This is a genomic window from Acuticoccus sp. I52.16.1 (genome assembly GCF_022865125.1).
Taxonomy (GTDB): domain Bacteria; phylum Pseudomonadota; class Alphaproteobacteria; order Rhizobiales; family Amorphaceae; genus Acuticoccus.
Genome location: NZ_CP094828.1, coordinates 3,185,028 through 3,204,475, shown reverse-complemented (window position 1 = coordinate 3,204,475; position 19,448 = coordinate 3,185,028). Strand labels below are relative to the sequence as shown.

Annotated in this window: 13 protein-coding genes; 9 read left to right on the top strand and 4 right to left on the bottom strand. The window is 68.8% G+C overall.

Annotated features, from left to right (window positions below):
• Positions 1 to 25: 25 nt before the first annotated feature.
• From MRB58_RS14540 to MRB58_RS14520, 5 genes are all read left to right on the top strand, one after another.
• Positions 26 to 319, top strand: a complete 294-nt coding sequence (locus MRB58_RS14540; RefSeq protein ID WP_244777845.1) for a helix-turn-helix transcriptional regulator — start codon at positions 26 to 28, stop codon at positions 317 to 319.
• Between the two features lie 95 nt (positions 320 to 414).
• Complete coding sequence (carB, locus tag MRB58_RS14535; protein WP_244777844.1) at positions 415 to 3,738, top strand: carbamoyl-phosphate synthase large subunit; 3,324 nt, start codon at positions 415 to 417, stop codon at positions 3,736 to 3,738.
• Positions 3,739 to 3,843: 105 nt separating this feature from the next.
• Positions 3,844 to 4,317, top strand: coding sequence for a transcription elongation factor GreA (gene greA, locus MRB58_RS14530; protein WP_244781994.1), 474 nt, complete (start codon positions 3,844 to 3,846; stop codon positions 4,315 to 4,317).
• 303 nt (positions 4,318 to 4,620) lie between these two features.
• Positions 4,621 to 6,273, top strand: a complete 1,653-nt coding sequence (ettA, locus tag MRB58_RS14525) for an energy-dependent translational throttle protein EttA (RefSeq protein ID WP_244777843.1) — start codon at positions 4,621 to 4,623, stop codon at positions 6,271 to 6,273.
• Between the two features lie 127 nt (positions 6,274 to 6,400).
• Positions 6,401 to 7,237 (top strand): DUF6694 family lipoprotein, encoded by an 837-nt coding sequence (locus MRB58_RS14520; RefSeq protein WP_244777842.1) that lies wholly within the window; start codon positions 6,401 to 6,403, stop codon positions 7,235 to 7,237.
• A gap of 21 nt (positions 7,238 to 7,258) precedes the next feature.
• Here the strand turns inward: MRB58_RS14520 and MRB58_RS14515 are convergent, their stop codons facing one another.
• Positions 7,259 to 8,074 (bottom strand): pentapeptide repeat-containing protein, encoded by an 816-nt coding sequence (locus MRB58_RS14515; protein WP_244777841.1) that lies wholly within the window; start codon positions 8,072 to 8,074, stop codon positions 7,259 to 7,261.
• Between the two features lie 261 nt (positions 8,075 to 8,335).
• Here MRB58_RS14515 and MRB58_RS14510 point away from each other — a divergent pair, with 261 nt between their 5' ends.
• Entirely contained in the window at positions 8,336 to 9,166 is an 831-nt protein-coding gene (locus tag MRB58_RS14510) for a nitroreductase family protein (protein WP_244777840.1), read from the top strand.
• Here MRB58_RS14510 and MRB58_RS14505 read toward each other — a convergent pair.
• From MRB58_RS14505 to MRB58_RS14495, 3 genes are all read right to left on the bottom strand, one after another.
• On the bottom strand, positions 9,159 to 9,632 hold the full coding sequence (locus MRB58_RS14505; protein ID WP_244777839.1) for a hypothetical protein: 474 nt from the start codon (positions 9,630 to 9,632) through the stop codon (positions 9,159 to 9,161). The genes MRB58_RS14510 and MRB58_RS14505 overlap by 8 nt on opposite strands.
• A gap of 355 nt (positions 9,633 to 9,987) precedes the next feature.
• On the bottom strand, positions 9,988 to 12,438 hold the full coding sequence (locus MRB58_RS14500; protein ID WP_244777838.1) for a penicillin-binding protein 1A: 2,451 nt from the start codon (positions 12,436 to 12,438) through the stop codon (positions 9,988 to 9,990).
• Positions 12,439 to 12,675: 237 nt separating this feature from the next.
• On the bottom strand, positions 12,676 to 13,980 hold the full coding sequence (locus MRB58_RS14495; RefSeq protein ID WP_244777837.1) for an N-acetylmuramoyl-L-alanine amidase: 1,305 nt from the start codon (positions 13,978 to 13,980) through the stop codon (positions 12,676 to 12,678).
• A gap of 737 nt (positions 13,981 to 14,717) precedes the next feature.
• On the opposite strand from MRB58_RS14495, the gene MRB58_RS14490 reads away from it, so the two are divergent.
• The 3 genes from MRB58_RS14490 (at position 14,718) to accB (ending at position 19,447) form a co-directional block, all read left to right on the top strand.
• Positions 14,718 to 17,786: an Rne/Rng family ribonuclease gene (locus MRB58_RS14490; RefSeq protein ID WP_244777836.1), complete on the top strand. Its 3,069-nt coding sequence runs from the start codon at positions 14,718 to 14,720 to the stop codon at positions 17,784 to 17,786.
• A 266-nt stretch (positions 17,787 to 18,052) separates the two neighbouring features.
• Positions 18,053 to 18,814, top strand: coding sequence for a DsbA family protein (locus MRB58_RS14485; protein WP_244777835.1), 762 nt, complete (start codon positions 18,053 to 18,055; stop codon positions 18,812 to 18,814).
• 186 nt (positions 18,815 to 19,000) lie between these two features.
• Positions 19,001 to 19,447 carry an acetyl-CoA carboxylase biotin carboxyl carrier protein gene (gene accB, locus MRB58_RS14480; protein WP_244777834.1) on the top strand — a complete coding sequence of 149 codons (447 nt, stop codon included), beginning with the start codon at positions 19,001 to 19,003 and terminating at the stop codon, positions 19,445 to 19,447.
• Position 19,448: the final 1 nt, after the last annotated feature.

The window sequence follows — 19,448 nt, the reverse complement described above, 5'->3', positions numbered from 1 at the left end:
ATGCGTCTTTTTGCGAGGATGCCGCATGACGCCTGAACAATTCCGCGCGTGGCGGAAGGCGAACAATTGGAAGCAGAAGGAGCTAGCCGACCGCCTGGGCCTGAAACGCCGTATGATCCAGTACTATGAGCGCGGCGACCGGGACGGCAAAAGCGTCGAGATTCCCAAGACCGTTCGTCTGGCCTGCTATGCGATCGCGTGCGGTGTCGAAGAGTTCGACGGGCACACCGTCGAGTGGTCCTCGGCCCCCGCGGAAGGGGCGCCCAACCTCGATCCGGACGGAGCCCTCGCCGACAATGACGAGGACGACGACGACTGATCGGACGGCTTGGCTTTGCGCCGGACGCGGGAACGCTCTATAGCGGGCCGTTCTTCCCGCCACCCACAGTCACAAGAAGCTGTCGCCGGTTCCCCATGCCGAAACGTACCGACCTTTCCTCGATCCTCATCATTGGCGCGGGTCCGATCGTCATCGGCCAAGCGTGCGAGTTCGACTATTCGGGCACGCAAGCCGTCAAAGCGCTCAAGGAGGAAGGGTTCCGCGTCATCCTGGTGAACTCCAATCCGGCGACCATCATGACGGACCCGGAGCTCGCCGACGCGACCTACATCGAGCCGATCACGCCAGAGATCGTCGAGAAGATCATCGAGAAGGAGAAGCCCGACGCGCTGCTCCCGACGATGGGCGGGCAGACGGCGCTGAACTGCGCCCTCGCCCTCTACGACAGCGGCTTCCTCGACAAGCACGGCGTGGAGATGATCGGCGCCAACGCGCAGGCGATCCGCACCGCCGAGGACCGTGACGACTTCAAGAGCGCGATGAGCGAGATCGGCCTCGAATCGCCACAGTCCGAGATCGCCCACACGCTGTCCGAGGCGCTCGCCGCACTCGACGTGGTGGGCCTGCCGGCGATCATCCGCCCCTCCTTCACGCTCGCCGGCACCGGCGGCGGCATCGCCTACAATCGCGAGGAATTCCTCGACATCGTGGAGCGCGGCCTCGACGCCTCGCCGACGACCGAGGTGCTGATCGAGGAGTCGGTGCTCGGCTGGAAGGAGTTCGAGATGGAGGTGGTCCGCGACCATGCGGACAACTGCATCATCATCTGCTCCATCGAGAACGTGGATCCGATGGGCGTCCACACGGGCGATTCCATCACCGTCGCCCCGGCGTTGACGCTGACGGACAAGGAATATCAGCGCATGCGGTCGGCCTCGATCGCGGTGCTGCGCAAGATCGGCGTCGAGACCGGCGGATCGAACGTTCAATTTGCCGTGAACCCCGAGGACGGCCGCATGGTCGTCATCGAGATGAACCCGCGCGTGTCGCGCTCCTCGGCGCTGGCGTCCAAGGCGACCGGCTTCCCCATCGCCCGCGTCGCGGCCAAGCTCGCCGTCGGCTACACGCTCGACGAGCTGGACAACGACATCACCAAGGGCGCCACGCCCGCCTCGTTCGAGCCGACGATCGACTACGTCGTCGTCAAGGTTCCGCGCTTCACGTTCGAGAAGTTCCCCGGCGCCAACACGGTGCTGACGACGTCGATGCGGTCCGTCGGCGAGGTGATGGCGATCGGCCGCACCTTCCAGGAGGCGATGCAGAAGGCGCTGCGGGGCCTGGAAACCGGCCTCTCCGGCTTCGACGATGCCGAGATCGAGGGGCTGGTGCCGGGCGAGGAAGGCCAGGCGATCCGCGCCGCGATCGGCGTGCCGCGGCCCGACCGTCTCTTGAAGGTGGCCGAGGCGATGCGCCGCGGCTTCTCGGTCGACGCGATCTACGAGCAGAGCCGCATCGATAAGTGGTTCCTCGAGGAGATCGCCGGGATCATCGCCTTGGAGGAGAAGGTTCGGGCGCATGGCCTGCCGCTGACCTCCGGCCTGATGCGGCAGCTCAAGGCCGCCGGCTTCTCCGACCAGCGGCTCGCCGCACTCGCCGGGATGACCGACGACCAGGTCCGCGCCTACCGCGAGCGGCTCGGCGTGCGTCCGGTCTACAAGCGGATCGACACCTGCGCGGCCGAGTTCGCGGCGCCGACCGCCTACATGTACTCGACCTACGAGACCGAGTTCGCGGGCGTCCCGCAGAACGAGGCGGCGCCCTCGAACCGCAACAAGGTGGTCATCCTGGGCGGCGGGCCGAACCGCATCGGCCAGGGCATCGAGTTCGACTATTGCTGCTGCCACGCGTGCTACGCGCTGTCGGACGCGGGCGTCGAGACCATCATGGTCAACTGCAACCCCGAAACCGTCTCGACCGACTTCGACACCTCCGACCGGCTCTACTTCGAGCCGCTGACGGTGGAGGACGTTCTCGAGATCCTGGCGGTGGAGAAGTCCGCCGGGCGGCTGATGGGCGTGATCGTGCAGTTCGGCGGGCAGACCCCCCTCGGCCTGGCGCAGCGTCTCGTCGACGCCGGGCATACCATCCTCGGCACGCCGGTCGACGCGATCGACCTCGCCGAGGACCGCGACCGGTTCCAGAAGCTCCTGCACCGCCTGCGGCTGAAGCAGCCGGACAACGGCATCGCCCACTCGGTCGAGCAGGCGCGTCTCATCGCGTCCGAGGTCGGCATGCCGCTGGTGGTGCGCCCGTCCTACGTGCTGGGCGGCCGCGCCATGGAGGTCATCCGCGACGAGGAGGGGCTCGACAAGTACCTCTTCACCACCCTCTCCTCGCTGGTGCCGGGCCACGTGCGGGCCAAGTATCCCAACGACAAGACCGGGCAGATCAACATGCTGCTCGGCAAGAACGCGCTCCTCTTCGACAAGTACCTCGACCGCGCGGTCGAGGTGGACGTCGACGCGTTGTCCGACGGGGAGGACGTGTTCGTCTGCGGTGTGATGGAGCACATCGAGGAAGCGGGCATCCACTCGGGCGATTCGGCCTGCTCGCTGCCGCCGCGTACCCTGCCCGACCAGATCGTCGAGCAGCTGCGGGCGCAGACCTCCGCACTCGCGCTGGCGCTCGGCGTGGTCGGCTTGATGAACGTGCAGTTCGCCGTGAAGGGCGGGCAGATCTACATCCTCGAGGTCAACCCGCGGGCGGCGCGCACCGTGCCGTTCGTCGCCAAGACCATCGGCGAGCCGATCGCCAAGATCGCCGCGCGCGTGATGGCCGGCGAGCGTCTGTCGACGTTCAACCTCACCACCAAGCCGCTCGACCATGTGGCGGTGAAGGAAGCGGTCTTCCCGTTCGCGCGCTTCCCCGAGGTCGACACCGTGCTCGGCCCGGAGATGAAGTCCACCGGCGAGGTCATGGGGATCGACCGCTCGTTCGCACTGGCGTTCGTGAAGAGCCAGATGGCAGCCGGCAATGCGCTGCCGCTCGAGGGGAAGGTCTTCCTATCGGTTCGCGATTCGGATAAAGCCTCCATTCGCGGCGCGGCCTCGCGGCTGTCAGCGGCCGGGTTCACCCTGGTGGCGACGTCCGGGACGCAGCGGGACCTGGAGGCGAACGGCATCCCCTGCGAGCGCATCAACAAGGTGTCGGAGGGACGGCCGCATATCGTCGACGCGATCAAGAACGGGTCGATTCAACTTGTGCTGAATACGGCAGAAGGGCCGCAGTCGCTGAACGATTCCAAGTCGATGCGCCGCGCCGCGCTGTCTCACCGGGTGCCGTACTACACGACACTTGCCGGGGCACTCGCCGCTGCGGAAGGAATTGCACTACAGGGCAGCCAGGAACTTGAGGTTCGCCCCATGCAATCCTACGTGAACGCATTCTCGGACGTTTGACGCCCGGCGGAACGCTTTCCGCACTTGCATTTTCGTCACAGTCTGTTGGAAACTGGACCACTTCGCTCGGAAGCGAGCGGCGTTACGAAGAAAGTTCGAATGACGATGGAAAAGATCCCAATGACGGCGCAGGGGTATGCGTCGTTGGAGACCGAGTTGAAGCGCCGCACATCGGAGGATCGTCCGAAAATCATTCAGGACATCGCCGAGGCGCGCGCGCATGGCGACCTCTCCGAAAATGCAGAATACCATGCCGCCAAAGAGGCGCAGAGCCACAACGAAGGCCGCATCACCGACCTGGAAGACATGCTTTCGCGCGCCGAAGTGATCGACGTCAAGAAGCTCTCCGGCTCGACCGTGAAGTTCGGCGCGTTCGTGACCCTGGTCGACGAAGACACCGATCAGGAAAAAAAGTACCAGATCGTCGGTGACGTCGAGGCCGACGTGAAGGCCGGCCGCATTTCGATCTCCTCGCCGATCGCCCGCGCGCTCATCGGCAAGACCGTCGGCGATTCCGTCGAAGTGACCGCCCCCGGCGGCGCCCGCGCCTACGAGATCACCGAGGTCCAGTTCCGCTGAGGACCCGAGGGGCCGCCGCGAGGTCACACACACCGTGACCCTCCCGCCGCGGCCCCGCTCTTCGGCATGCAGGCGCACCTCGCGCCAGCTCTGACGACCGCCGCGCACACGCCCGCGCGCCGCCTCGAGGATGACGACTCGCCCGCCTCCCGCAAGCACGGCCGCCGACGGCGTTCGGCACGATACGCCGCGCTTGCCGCGACCTGGCGCACCGTCTACGAGAAGACCACATCATCCGAGCTGAAGACACGTTGCGCGGCGCCTGTCCGCGCTATCCCCACGAGAGACCAACGACGAGCATTCATGGCACGCCAGTTCATCTACCATATGCAGGGGCTGTCGAAGGCCTACGGGACCAAGAAGGTCCTCGACAACATCCATCTCCAGTTCTATCCGGACGCCAAGATCGGCGTGCTCGGCCCCAACGGCTCGGGTAAGTCGACGCTGCTGAAGATCATGGCCGGCGTCGACAAGGAGTGGAACGGCGAGGCCTGGGTCGCCGACGGCGCCAAGGTCGGCTACCTGCCGCAGGAGCCGCAGCTCGACGAGACCAAGTCCGTGCGTGAGAACGTGATGGAGGGCGTGGCCGAGAAGAAGGCCAAGCTCGACCGCTACAACGAGCTCGCCATGGACTACTCGGACGAGACCGCCGAGGAGATGGCCAAGCTCCAGGACGAGATCGACGCGCAGAACCTGTGGGACCTCGACAGTCAGATCGACCAGGCGATGGACGCGCTGCGCTGCCCGCCGGACGATGCCGACGTCACCAAGCTCTCGGGCGGTGAGAAGCGCCGCGTCGCCCTGTGCCGGCTGCTCCTGTCGCAGCCCGAGCTGATCCTGCTCGACGAGCCGACCAACCACCTCGACGCCGAGACGGTCGCCTGGCTGGAAAACCATCTGCGCGAGTATCCGGGCGCGATCCTGATCGTCACCCACGACCGCTATTTCCTCGACAACGTCACCGGATGGATCCTCGAGCTCGACCGCGGCCGCGGCATCCCCTACGAGGGCAACTACACCGCTTACCTCGAGAAGAAGGCCAAGCGGATGACCCAGGAGAAGCGCGAGGCCTCCGCCGAGGCGCGCGCCCTGGAGCGCGAGCGCGAGTGGATCCAGTCGAGCCCCAAGGCGCGGCAGACCAAGTCTAAGGCCCGTATCCAGGCCTATGACGAGCTGCTGAAGCGCAACGAGGCGCGGACCCAGTCGGGCGACGCGCAGATCATCATCCCGACCGGCCCGCGCCTGGGCGGCAACGTGATCGAGGCCAAGGGGCTGAAGAAGTCCTACGGCGACCGTGTGCTGATCGACGGGCTGGACTTCTCGCTGCCGCCGGGCGGCATCGTCGGCATCATCGGCGCCAACGGTGCGGGTAAGACCACGCTGTTCCGCATGATCACCGGCCAGGAGACCCCCGACGACGGCGAGATCGAGATCGGCGACACGGTCCAGCTCGGCTACGTCGACCAGTCGCGCGACGACCTCGCCGGCAACAAGACCGTGTGGGAGGAGATCTCCGGCGGCAACGACGTCATCACGCTCGGCAAGCGCGAGATGCAGAGCCGTGCCTACGTCGGCGCCTTCAACTTCAAGGGCGCGGATCAGCAGCAGAAGGTCGGCAACCTGTCGGGCGGACAGCGCAACCGCGTCCACCTCGCCAAGATGCTGAAGTCCGGCGCCAACGTCATCCTGCTCGACGAGCCGACCAACGACCTCGACACCGAGACCTTGGCGGCGCTCGAGGACGCGCTGGAGGATTTCGCCGGCTGCGCCGTGGTCATCAGCCACGATCGCTTCTTCCTGGACCGCCTCGCGACCCACATCCTCGCCTTCGAGGGCGACAGCCACGTCGAGTGGTTCGAAGGCAACTTCGCCGACTATGAGGAAGACAAGAAGCGCCGCCTGGGACCGGACGCCATCGTCCCGCGCCGCGTGAAGTACAAGCGCCTCACGCGCTGAGCATCCCGCGGGGGCGGCGGTCGCGCCGCCCCGCACGCCCCACCGAAACCATAAGCTGCATTATTTCTGTATTGCACGCTATAGGAGAGTCGTCGTACCGTAACCGCTCACAGACGGGACGGTTCGCATGCGCATTGCACTCTCCCTACCGATTACCGCAGCCCTGGCGCTCACCGGCTGCTACGACGACGCCGCCACGCTCGACACGCGCGACGGCGGCACTCTGAGCGACAGCGTCTCCCAGATGACGTCCGAGCTGGCGCCGCCGCAGGCCGAGGCGCTGGGCGACGCACTCTTCACCCTCTCCTTCGGGTCGGACACGCCGCCCGGCGAGCCGGTCGCGATCTCCGCCCTCGCCCGCGAGCCGGAGCGCGTCGCCGCACGGCTGCGCCATCAGGTCGACGGGCTGACCGCGCAAGAGATCATCGACGCGGCGCGCACCTACAAGCTCGTCTCGGTCGAGGGCGAACTCGACCGTTTGCAGCGGGAGATCGAGAAGTGGTCGAGCTACGCGATCTCGGCCAAGACGCTGATGCGCACCATCGCGCTGCGCTCGCCCCGCTACTATTGGCACGAGAACGGCACCGTCGAGCGCGCGGTGATCGACTTCGAGATCGTCAACAACAGCCCGATTTCGCTCAAGCGCATCGTCGTGATGGGCAATCTGCAGTCGCCCAGCCGGGAGATCCCGTGGGCGCGGGGCACCTTCAGCTACACCTTTCCCGGCGGGTTGGAGCCGGGAGAGCGCCAGCGGCTGAAGCTCCTGGCGCACACCTTCGGCGCCTGGTCGCAGGAGGCGCTGCGCGAGGCGACGGACGCCGACCTCACCCTCGCCCTCATCAACGTCCGTGACGCGCACGACACGCCGCTCATCCCCACCGAGGTGGAGCGGCTCGACGAGATGCGCGCCCAGATCCGCAGCCTGGAGGCCGAGCGCACCGCCATCATGGCCGCCGTGCAGTAACCCGCCGGCCGGCCGGGGCGCTTACTCGTCCGCGGCGTCCTCGGAGGTGCAGCGGCGGATCTCGAAGCCCCGCGGCAGCTTTGTGTCGGCATCGCCGCAGGCGAGGGCGAGATCCTCCGAGCGGAGGCCGCGCACGTCGCTGAGGTCGGCGCCGGAGAAGTTGGTGCGCCGCAGCAGCGCGTCCTCCAGGTTGGCGCCCGTCAGGTTCGCACCCGTGAAGTTGGTGCTGCTCAACCGCGCCGATTCCAGGTGCGCCCCGCGTAGGTCCGCGCCCGAAAGGTCCGCCCGATCGAAGTCGACGAGTTCCATCTTCGCGCCATGGAACCTGGCGTTGTGCGCCTGGATCCGCTCCATGTCGGCGCTGTCGAGCTGCGCGCCGGAGAGGTCGGCGTCGACCATCACGGCCCGGCGGAAGGTGGCGCCGCGCAGGTCCGCTTCGGCGAAGCTGGCGTTGCTGAGGTCGGCCTCGGCGAGGTCGGCGTCGCGCAGGTCCGCGCCGGAGAAGTCGGCACCCGTCGCGATCGACTTCTCAAGGTCGGCGCTGCGCATCGACGCGTTGGAGAAATCGGCCTCGCTGAGGGTCGCCTTCTCCATCTCGGTCCGCTGCATCGAGGCGCCGCGGAAGTCCGCCCCCGGCAGGATGGCGCCCTTCATGTCCGCCTCGCGCAGCTTGGCGCCCTTGAAGTCCGCGCCCTGGATGGAGATGCCGCGCAGGCTGGCGAGCACCAGCCGGCAACGCGGGCACCCTTTCGCCTCGGTGATCTTCTCCTGCGATGTGGCCTCTGCCGCCCCCGCCCAGGCGACGAGCATCGCGACCATTGCCAGACGACCGATCATGTCCACTCTCCCTAACTCGACGAACATATCGTGCGCACGTGACGCTCTGGCAATGTCGGCCCCGTGCCCGGCCGGCGCGCGCGTGGAGGCCGGCGCGGCATCCCGCCGCGGGTGGGCCGGCATTGCGCGCGTCACGGCTGCGCGACCTTTGCGCGCGCCTCACCGGGGTTCGATCCGTCCGCGAGGTGGGATCGGCGGCTGTTCAAGACCGTTTGCAAAGTGCGAGAAGGAAAGGCGACCGGTACGACAGGGAGACCACACATGGACCAAATGGCCGACACCGACACGCAGAAGGGCCTTTTGGCGGAGCGGTATGGCGAACGCGCGCTGCCGGCCCAGGTCGCGGCGCTGCCGGACGCGCTCCTCAGCCACCGCTCGGTCCGCGCCTACACCGACCGGCCGCTGCCGGAGGGGGCGTTGGAGGCCATGGTCGCGGCGGCGCAGTCGGCCTCGACTTCGTCCAACCTGCAAACGTGGAGCGTGGTGGCGGTGGAGGACCAGGCCCGGCGCGACGCGCTCGCCGAGTGCGCCGCCAACCAGGCACATATCCGCGTCGCGCCGCTACAACTGGTGTGGCTGGCGGATCTGCGCCGCCTGCGCGACACCGCCGCCCGGCATCGCATCATTGCCGAGGGGACGGATTACCTGGAGCTTTTCCTCGTCGCCGCCCTCGATGCGGCGATCGCGGCGCAGAACGCCGCTCTCGCGGCCGAGGCGATGGGGCTCGGCATCGTCTACATCGGGGCGATGCGCAACAAGCCGCTGGAGGTCGCGCGGATCCTCGATCTGCCGGAGCGCACCTTCGCGGTGTTCGGCATGTGCGTCGGTTACCCGGACGCGCAGAAGCCCGCCTCGATCAAGCCGCGGCTGCCCCAGTCTGCGGTGCTGCACCGCGAGACCTACGACCTCGACGCCGCAGCCCCTGCCGTCGCCGCGTACGACATCGAGTCGGCCCGCTTCTACAAGGGGCAGGGGATGGAGCGGAACGCGTGGTCCATGCACGTGGGCCGGCGTGTGGCGGGCCCCGCCTCGCTCAGCGGCCGCCACGCTCTGCGCGAGCAGCTGGTCGCGATGGGCTTCCCGCTCAAGTAGGCGCGGGGCCGGGGGCGCGGGCGAGTTGCGCGCCGGGACAGGTCGGCTCCTCGTCGGCGCGCCAGAAGCGCGAGTCCCACCCGGTGCCGACCATGCGCTGGTAGAGGCCGACGGCGGGGAACCCCTGCCCCTCGGCGATATACATGTCGTAACAGTTGGCCGAACGCTGCCACACGCGGAAGCACCCTGTCTCGATCGCGACCGGGTAGGCGAAGCAGATGAACTCGCCCTTCAACTCGTACTCGCCGGGGGTGGCGTCGTCCTGGTCGCGGTAGAAGGTGCTCATGTCCGCCTTCAGCTCCTCGCTGAAGGCCTCGCCGTTGTTGTAGACGCCCTCGATCGTGGTGCCGACGAAGCGTTGGCGCAGGTCCTGTGCGTCCAGGCTGCGCCACAGCACCGGCTTGTCCTCGGCGGCGGCGGGGTGGGAGGCGGCGGCGAGCCCCGCGGCGCAGAGCGCGGCGCACACATGGGCCCGGAGGGACCGGTGCGGCGCGGCGGCGCGACGTGGCGCGAGCCGGCCGCGGGCCGTGCCGTGGGTGGGGCGGTCGACGTGTGAGATGACGAACTCCCGGCGCTAAACTGCAAGCTGCCCTGCTACAACAGCCCCGCGCCCCGGGGCAAGCAACCCAAGCGCGCCACGCCGCGCGTCACGATCGGCGCCGCGAGCGGCCCGTTCGGCCGCGCCCTGCCCGCCCGATCGTGCGGCGCGAGGGCCGGATGCGACCATCCGTCCGCGTCCGGTGGGGGCTATCCTCGAAACGTGAAGCGCGGCCGGCGCGGTCGCCCTCAGCCGGGCTGGTTCGTGGTCCCGGCGGGCGGCCCTAGTAGAGGCCGCCGGTGCCGGAGAGGACCGCACGTTCGGATTCGCGGGTGATGCGGCGGCGCGACGGCTCGTTGTCGTTCAGGCCGATGATGGAGAACGTGTCGCCGGGCGCGGTGCCGGGCTTGAACGCCTCCAGGATGACGTTGCCGCCCGAGCCGGAGGTACGCTGGCCCGACAGGCGGTCGACCGGGATCAGCTTGATGCCCTCCGGGACGCGGAAGTCGACGATCGGGGCGTCGGCCAGGGCATCCTGCATGAAGTCGAGGAAGATCGGGGCCGCCATCTGGCCGCCGGTGGCACCGCGGCCCATCGGCTTGGGCTCGTCGTAGCCGATGAAGACGCCGGCAACGAGATCGGGCGTGAAGCCGACGAACCAGGCGTCCTTCTCCTCATTCGTGGTGCCGGTCTTGCCGGCGACCGGGCGGCCCAGCGCCTTCACGCGGGTCGCCGTGCCGCGCTGGACGACGCCTTCCATGATCGAGGTGATCTGGTAGGCGGTCATCGGGTCGAGCACGTACTCGCGTTCGTCGATCACCTCGGGGGCGGCCTGCTCGCGCCAGGCGAGGGCGGTGCATTCGTCGCAGCGGCGGTTGTCGTGCTTGAAGACCGTGCGGCCGTGACGGTCCTGGATGCGGTCGATCAGGGTCGGCTGGATGCGCTGGCCGCCGTTGGCGATGATCGAGTAGGCGCCGACGAGGCGCATCACCGTGGTCTCGCCCGCACCCAGCGCCATCGGCAGGTATTTGCCGAGATCGTCATAGATGCCGAAGCGCTCGGCATATTCGGCGACCAGCGGCATCCCCATGTCCTTGGCGAGGCGGACCGTCATCAGGTTGCGCGAGCGCTCCACGCCCATGCGCAGGGTCGAGGGGCCGGCCGACTTGCCGCCGTAGTTCTTCGGGCGCCAGACCTCGCGGCCGACGACGATCTCGATCGGCGCGTCCATGATGATGGACGAGGGCGTGTAGCCGTTGTCGAGCGCGGCGGCGTAGACGAAGGGCTTGAACGAGGAGCCCGGCTGGCGCAGCGCCTGGGTGGCGCGGTTGAACTCGGAATAGTCATACGAGAAGCCGCCGACGAGGGCCTTCACGCGGCCGGTATGCGGGTCCATCGCCAGCAGCGCGCCCTGGATGGCCGGGATCTGCCGCAGCACCCACTGGCCGTCCACCTTCTGGACATAGACGGCGTCGCCCCGATCCACCACGTTGGCCATGCGGTTGGTGCTGCCGCCGCTCTTGGTCCGGCTCCAAGGCACGCCCGCGGTGGTGAGCGAGATCTGCTCGCGCTCGGTGGTGAGCGCACCCCACACGTCACGCGGCGGCTGCAGGCCGAGGATCGCCTCGTTGCCGCTGACGCTCAGCACGATGGCGACCTGCCACTCCGGCACGTCGTTCAATGGCGACACGGTGCCGATCTTTGGCCCCCAATCCTCGCCGGCGGCGAGCTCCAGGGTCTGCACCGGGCCGCGCCAGGAGCCCTTCTGCCGGTCGATCTCCAAGAGCCCGGACATCAGTGCCTTGCGGGCCATCACCTGCATCGCCGGGTCGAGCGAGGTGCGCACCGACAGGCCGCCTTCGTACAGCGTCTTGCGGCCGTACATGGCGATCAGCTCGCGGCGGACCTCCTCGGCGTAGTACTCGGCACCGGCGAGGAACTGCGAGCGCTCGCGCGGATTGACGCGCAGCGGCTCGGCCTTGGCCTTGCGCACCTCCTCGGGGGTCGCCACACCGTCGAGCATCATGCGGTCGAGCACCCAGTTGCGCCGCTCGATCGCGCGGTCGGCATGGCGGAAGGGGTGGTAGTTGTTGGGCGCCTTGGGGAGCGCGGCGAGGTAGGCGGTCTCCGCCAGGGTCAGCTCGTGAACCGACTTGTCGAAGTAGACGAGGGAGGCGGCGGCGACGCCATAGGCGCCGAGCCCGAGGTAGATCTCGTTGAGATAGCGCTCGAGGATCTCCTCCTTGGAGAAGGCCGCCTCGATCCGGAGCGACAGGATCGCCTCTTTGATCTTGCGCTCGTAGGAGACCTCGTTGGTGAGGAGGAAGTTCTTGGCCACCTGCTGGGTGATCGTCGACGCGCCGACGGGCCGCGAGTCGGATCCGCGGTTCTTCAGGTTGGTGACGAGGGCGCGGATGATCGCCTGCGGGTCGACGCCGGCATGGTCGTAGAAGGACGAGTCCTCGGCGGACAGGAAGGCGTTGCGGATGCGCACCGGGATCGCCTGGATCGGCAGGAAGAGGCGGCGCTTCTCGGCATACTCGGCGACGAGCGAGCCGTCGTCGGCGTGGATGCGCGTCATCACCTCGGGCTCGTAGTTCCGCAGCACGTTGACGCTGGGCAGCGTATCGGAGATCTGGGCGATATAGATCCCGACGCCGGCGGCGGCGAGGAGACCCAGCACCGAGCCCAGCGAGAACAGGAAGCCGACGAAGCCGACGAAGAATCTAAACACAGTGACGCGCCTCCGGAGCAAAGGGCCTCGCATCCCGCGGCACAATACAGCCGCGCCGATCGCCTGTCGCCTTAAAGAGCGACAAGATTTCCGTCATCGTTGGTCGGCGAGTACCCAGCGGATATCGACTAACCCAGAGCGGGCGACAATCACAAGCCGTTCAAGAGGATGGGCCGGGGGCCGGCCGCGCCGTTCACGACGATTCGATCCCATACGACAGCATTTCGCAAAACTTCATTACTGCGCGGCCGTCGCCTCGGCCCGGCGGGCGAGCCACTCGGACCCGATCGGCGGGTCGAGATCGAAGAAATCTGCCACTGCCGCGGCGACCGAGACGGCGACCTCCTCCTGCCAGTCGTCGTCGAGGAGGCGGCCGGCATCCTTGGCATTGGTGAGGTAGCCCAGTTCCAGGAGCACCGACGGGATGTCGTGCGCCATCAGCACCCGGAAGCGGGCCGAGCGGTGCGGGTTGGAGTTCATTTCGACGGTGGCGGTGAGTGCGCCGATCAGTCGCTCCGCGAACGTGTGGGAGAACGCCTTCGTCTCGCGCCGGAGCAGATCGGCGAGGATGCCCGACACCTCCTCCTGGTGGTCCGGCTCGATGGCGCCCGACACCGAGTCCGAGAGGTTTTCACGCGCGGCGATGGCCCCGGCCTGCGCGTCCGAGGGACGCTCGGACAGCGTATAGACGGTGGCCCCGTGGACGTAGTCCTGCGGCGCGGCGTCGGCGTGGAGCGAGATGAAGAGATCGGCCCCGAAGGCGCGCGCCAGCTTGATGCGGCGACTGAGCGACAGGAACTCGTCGTCCGAGCGGGTGAGGCGCACGGAGAGGCCGGGGATGGTGGTCAAGCGCGCCTCGAGGCGGCGGGCGAAGGCGAGCACCAGGTCCTTCTCGTAGCGCCCGTCGGGGGTCGAGGCGCCGGGGTCGATGCCGCCGTGGCCGGGGTCGATCACGACGACACGCCCGCCGGCCGGGGCCACCGTGGGCTGCGGCGCGTCCTTGGCCAAGGCGCTGGCGGTGATGGCGGCGTGGCCGAAGCGCGTGGCGCCGACGGGCTCGATGTCGAACACCAGGCGCGCCGGGCGGCCACCGATCGCCGGCAGGTAGACATGCTGAGCCAGGAGCGCCGGCTCGGCGAGATCGAAGACGATGCGTCCGGCCTCCCCCGTGAGGTTGCCGAAGCGGAACGCGGCGATGAGCCCGGCGGGGGCGGGCGTGTCGTCGATCGCGAAGGCGATCTCGTCGAAGTCGATGACCAGGCGCGGCGGCCCGTCGACCGCGAAGGCGCGGTAGTGCGGCTCGCCCGAGACGGTGAGGATGAAGCGGGTCGCGCCGGGGAATTCCTCGACGGCGATGCTGTCGGCGAGGATGGTGGCGCGGGCGGGTCCGGCGAGGGCCGTCAGCGCCGCGAGGACGACGAGCGCCGCGCCCCACCGCGCGAAGGCGCGCAGGACGACGGCGGCGCCGCGGGCCCGCCGCGAAGCCCGCGCGAACGCGAAAGTCTGACGGAACGGCGGGAAAGCGGGGCCTTGCCTCTTCACAGGATGCGGCTCGGTTACCATATGAATGCTCGGCCCGAATGCTGCACTCACCTTCCTTGACTGAAGGTGAACTGAAAATCGACCTCGACGCGAAGGGTCGCCCCCACAATTCATAGGCTTGGCCCTGCATTTGTGTTGTGCCAGCCCGCGAATAAGGCTACGCTTCTGATGGGCCGCGGTCGAGTCGGCTCGTTTGCGGGTCGAAGCTCGGCCCAAGAGTTTTTTCTCCACCCCACGCCTTGGGACGTTGGCCTACCGGCTGGTTCTTCGAGGCGCAACAGGGCGGACATCGAGTATGCGCACCGCAGCGTCCTGGCTGTTTGGCGCAGGAGACAACGGGCGGATGCCACTCAGTCGTGATGGTGAAGTAGCGGTCGAACCGACGCCAGAAATGGTGCGCGGCGTCCGTGTCACCGTCGCTGCGGCGGCGCCCTGCCCGCTCCCCTCCCCGGTCGGACCAGCGGTTTGCGGACCACTCGCCTCCCGCCGCCCCTTCCTTTCGTCGCCGGCCCTGCCGCGCGATGTCGCCGCCTTCCTGGAAGGCGAGCGCCTCGCGCCGATGACGCCGGCAGTGAACAGGTCACACCGCTTCGCCGCTGATGGCCGAAGCGCATCCGTCGGCGCACGCCACAACGGCCGGTCCCTCACGTGGACCGCAGCGCCAAATGATTCCCTGACATCGGACCGCTCGAACGCGGTCGGCCTCGGCCGACGCTCGCGGTACCCGGAGCCCATTCATGCCCAACAAGATGCTGATCGATGCGATCCACCCGGAGGAGACGCGCGTCGTCGTCCTTCGCGACAAGAAGGTGGAGGACTTCGACTTCGAGGCGGCCAGCAAGAAGCCGCTGCGCGGTAACATCTACCTCGCCAAGGTCACGCGCGTCGAACCGTCGCTTCAGGCCGCCTTCATCGAATATGGCGGCAACCGCCACGGCTTCCTCGCCTTCAGCGAGATCCACCCCGACTACTACCAGATCCCGCAGGCCGACCGCGCCGCGCTGCTGGCCGACGAGCGCGCCTCCCGCACCGACGAGGACGACGAGGCCCCCAAGAAGAGCCGCGGCGGCAGCCGCCGCCGGGGCGCCAAGAGCGACGACGCCGGCAGCGGCGGCGGCAACTCGCGCCGCCAGTCCCGGTCCGCCGCCAAGGCCGATCCCGCCGCCGAGCCGGTGAACGAGGCCAAGGCCGACGAGACCGCCCCGGCGCAACTCGCCAATCCGAGTGCCAGCGTCGCCGAAGAGGCCGTCTCCTCGGACGAGGCGCCCGTGTCGCTCGACCGCGCCATCGCCCAGGTCGAGGAGACCTACGAGGCCGACATCGACGCCGCCGTCGACAATCCGGCGCGCGACGTCGAGGTCACGGGCGAAGGCGAGTCCGCCTATGACGCCCCCGGCGCCGCCGCCTCCGAGGAGAGCGCGGCCGTCACCCCCTCCCCCGCCTCCGACGAGGCACGCGCGGAGGCCGCCGCGCCGACCGTCGCCGCCGAAACCGACGCCGCCCCCGGCGCAGTGACCGAGAACGCCGCGCCCGAGGCCGTCGCCGAGGCCGCCACGCCCGCCGATGGCGAGGCCGAGCCGGTCGAGGAGAAGCCCAAGCGGCGCCGCCGCACCACCGCCGGCACCGCGACGAAGGCCAAGACGGGCACCACCACCACCCGCAAGCGCGCCCCCGCCGCCAAGAAGCCGACGACCAAGAAGTCCGACGACGGTCTCGCCGACCCGGTCGTCTCGGACGACGAGGCGCTGCGCGAGGACGACCGCAACGATCACGACGACGACGACGATTCGGTCACCTCGATCGGCGAGCAGGACGCGCTGGAGGAGATCCCCGAGCGTCGCCGCGCCGCCCCGCGCCGTCAGTACAAGATCCAGGACGTGATCCGCCGCCGGCAGATCCTGCTGGTCCAGGTCGTCAAGGAAGAGCGCGGCACCAAGGGCGCGGCGCTGACCACCTACCTGTCGCTCGCCGGCCGCTACTCGGTGCTGATGCCCAACACGGACCGCGGTGGCGGCGTGTCGCGCAAGATCACCGACAATGCCGACCGCAAGCGCCTCAAGTCGTCCGTCGCCGAGCTGGAAGTGCCGGAGGGGATGGGCATCATCCTGCGCACCGCCGCCGCCAGCCGCACCAAGACCGAGATCAAGCGCGACTTCGAGTACCTGATCCGCCTGTGGGAGAGCGTGCGCGACCTGACGCTCGCGTCGATCGCGCCGCAGCTCGTCTACGAGGAAGGCAACCTCGTCAAACGCGCGATCCGCGACCTCTACAACAAGGAGATCGACGAGGTCCTGGTGTCCGGTGAGCCCGCCTATCGCGAGGCCAAGGACTTCATGAAGATGCTGATGCCGTCTCACGCCAAGAACGTGAAGCGGTACCTCGAGCCGACGCCGATCTTCACCAAGTACAGCGTCGAATCGCAGCTCGACGCGATGTTCTCCGAGGTGGTGACGCTGCCCTCCAAGGGCTACCTCGTCATCAATCCGACCGAGGCGCTCGTCTCGATCGACGTGAACTCGGGCCGCTCCACCAAGGAGAGCAACATCGAGGACACCGCGCTGAAGACGAACCTGGAGGCCGCCGACGAGGTGGCCCGCCAGCTCAGACTGCGCGACCTCGCCGGGCTCATCGTGATCGACTTCATCGACATGGACGAGAAGCGCCACAACCGGCAGGTGGAAAAGCGCCTGAAGGACGCGCTGAAGCTCGACCGCTCGCGCATCCAGGTCGGTCGCATCTCCCCGTTCGGGCTGCTGGAGATGAGCCGCCAGCGGATCCGCCAGGGCATGGTCGAGACCTCGATGGTGCCGTGCGAGGCGTGCGGCGGCAACGGCCACGTGCGTTCCACGCAGTCGGTCGCGCTGCACTGCCTGCGCGCGCTGGAGGACCACCTCCTGAAGCACGCCGACCACAACGTGACCATCAAGACCTCGGCGACGGTGGCGCTCTACATCCTCAACCAGAAGCGCCAGCACCTCAACGAGCTGGAAGAGCGCTTCGGGCTGGAGATCGGCGTCGACGCGGACGAGACGCTGTCGGGCCAGCACCTTGCCATCGTGCCGGGTGCGCTGGTGGTGCGCGAGCCGGGCGTCGAGCCGCCCACCGCGCAGATCGCGCCCGACGCGGCCATCGTCGAGCATGACGACGAGGACGAGATCGAAGGCGAGGACGAGAGCACGGTCGAGGCCGAGAGCGAGGCCGAGACCACCGAGGCGCGGGACGCCTCCGGCGAACGCTCCGGGTCGCGTCGGCGTCGGCGCCGGCGGCGGCGGGGCGGCGGCGCCGACGATCGCCGCGACGACGAGAGCCGCGGCAACTCCGGCGACGAGGACGGCGCGCAGGTCGCCTCCGACGGCGGTGACGCCGTGACCGGCGAAGTCGAGGCCGAGTCCGACACCGAGGACAGCGGCGCCGAGGATACCGGCGACGGCGAGATGCAGGCCGACGGCGACGACGATCGGCGTGGGCGCCGTCGTCGTGGGCGCCGCGGCGGCCGCCGCCATCGCCGCGACGAGGACACCGCCGAGGACGGCGAGACCGCCGAAGCCGCGCCGGTGAACGAGACCGAGGCCGCCGCAGCGCCGCAAGCCCCGGAGCCGGCGGCGACGCCGGACGAGGCCCCCGCGGCCGAAGCCGCCGCGCAGGACGCCCCCGCCGAAGCGGCGAGCGCCAACGGCGCGGACACCGAGGCGGACGCCGCCGAGGAACCGGCCGCAGAGGCGGCCGAGGCACCGGCGCCGGAACAGAAGTCGGACGGGGCGCGCCCGCGCCGCGCCGGTTGGTGGCAGCGCCGCTCGTTCTTCTGAGCCGGAGCGCCGTTGCGCCCATCAAGCCACGTACGGCCGGACCTCCAGGGAGGCCCGGCCGTTTTCGTCTCCACAGCGCACAGAGCGTGCCGCTTGATCTCGCCGACCTGCTGCGGCAATCCACCCGGCGGGCGCCGCCCGGCGGTCCCCGGCATCCGCACCGCGGTCCGGTCAACCGAATGTGACGCCTGCGCCAACGCGCGTCCTTTCGAGGGGTCCGGTCCCGCGCTATCGAAGGCGACGCCTCCAACGCGAAAAGGTCGACTATGTCCCGCCCCTTGATTGCACTGGCCGCCGTGGCCTCGCTGGCCCTCGCCACGCCCGCGCTGGCCCAGCAGGCCGCGGACCAGCCCGCCCTCAGCCGCTCGGACGTCGAGACGATCGTGCGCGAGTACCTGATCGCCAACCCGGAGGTGCTGGAGGAGGCGTTCGGCGCGTTGCAGGCCAAGCGCCAGGCCGCCGCCGAGGAGGAGCGGGCCGAGGCCCTCGTCGCCGTGCGCGGCGAGTTGGAGACCTCCCCCCACAACGCCATCCTCGGCAACCCCGAAGGCGACGTCACGCTGGTCGAGTTCTTCGACTACAACTGCGGCTACTGCCGGCGCGCGCTCGACGACCTGGAGCGCCTGATCGAGGCGGACCCGGACCTGCGCGTCGTCATGAAGGAGCTGCCGGTGCTGGGCGAGGCGTCCGTGCGGGCGAGCGCGGTGTCCATCGCGGTGCACCAGGTCGCCCCGGAGGCCTACCCGGAATTCCACCGCAAGCTCCTCTCGAGCGACGGACGTGCCGACGACGAGGCCGCCTTCTCCGTGGTCGAGCAGATGGGCCTGCCGCGCGACGAGATCGAGGCGACGATGCGCTCCGACGTCGTCGGCGAGGCCATCCAGGAGAGCACCCGTCTGGCCCGTCTGTTGCAGATCGAAGGTACCCCGTCCTACGTCATCGGCGACACGATGGAGTACGGCGCGGTGGGTTATGATCAACTTCGTGCACGAATCAATCAACAGCGGTGCGGCGCGGACGAGTGCTAGCCCTTGGAGCGGGCGTTCGGATCGCCTAGGTAGGCGGGGACGGTGCGGCGGGACGACACGTCCCGTCTTCCGATCATCCGCGTAGTCCATTACTAAAATGGGCGTTTAACACATTGAGTTCTGCGGCAGCCGGCCGCACGCCACAGGAAAGGCCTCGACCCCACGACAGGGTCCCGTTGTATCGCGATGGCAGACACACCCCCTATTGACGAAGCGGCCATACGTACGATCGCCGCGTTGCTGCATGAAACGGACCTTTCGGAGATCGAGATCGTCCACGGCGAGACCAAGCTCCGGGTCGCGCGGCATGTGAGCACCTCGGCCGTGACCGTGGCGCCGGCGGCCGCGCCCGCAGCCCCCGCGCCGACCGCACCCGCCACGGGTCCGGCCAAGGCGCCCGAGGGTGCGGTCCTATCGCCCATGGTCGGCACCGCTTACCGCGCGCCCGAGCCCGGCACCCGCCCGTTCGTCGACGTCGGTGACACCGTGCGCGTCGGTCAGGTCATCATGATCGTGGAGGCGATGAAGACGATGAACCAGATCATCGCCGAGCGTGCCGGCACCGTCACCGAGATCTACGTCGAGGACGGACAGCCGGTCGAGTACGGCGAGCCGCTGCTGGCGATCGCATAGT

What these genes read in the sequence shown, in the direction of transcription:
- MRB58_RS14540 (WP_244777845.1), top strand. Translation starts at nt 26, where the DNA reads ATGACGCCTGAACAATTCCGCGCGTGGCGGAAGGCGAACAATTGGAAG.
- carB (WP_244777844.1), top strand. Translation starts at nt 415, where the DNA reads ATGCCGAAACGTACCGACCTTTCCTCGATCCTCATCATTGGCGCGGGT.
- greA (WP_244781994.1), top strand. Translation starts at nt 3,844, where the DNA reads ATGGAAAAGATCCCAATGACGGCGCAGGGGTATGCGTCGTTGGAGACC.
- ettA (WP_244777843.1), top strand. Translation starts at nt 4,621, where the DNA reads ATGGCACGCCAGTTCATCTACCATATGCAGGGGCTGTCGAAGGCCTAC.
- MRB58_RS14520 (WP_244777842.1), top strand. Translation starts at nt 6,401, where the DNA reads ATGCGCATTGCACTCTCCCTACCGATTACCGCAGCCCTGGCGCTCACC.
- MRB58_RS14515 (WP_244777841.1), bottom strand. Translation starts at nt 8,074, where the DNA reads ATGATCGGTCGTCTGGCAATGGTCGCGATGCTCGTCGCCTGGGCGGGG.
- MRB58_RS14510 (WP_244777840.1), top strand. Translation starts at nt 8,336, where the DNA reads ATGGACCAAATGGCCGACACCGACACGCAGAAGGGCCTTTTGGCGGAG.
- MRB58_RS14490 (WP_244777836.1), top strand. Translation starts at nt 14,718, where the DNA reads ATGCCCAACAAGATGCTGATCGATGCGATCCACCCGGAGGAGACGCGC.
- MRB58_RS14485 (WP_244777835.1), top strand. Translation starts at nt 18,053, where the DNA reads ATGTCCCGCCCCTTGATTGCACTGGCCGCCGTGGCCTCGCTGGCCCTC.
- accB (WP_244777834.1), top strand. Translation starts at nt 19,001, where the DNA reads ATGGCAGACACACCCCCTATTGACGAAGCGGCCATACGTACGATCGCC.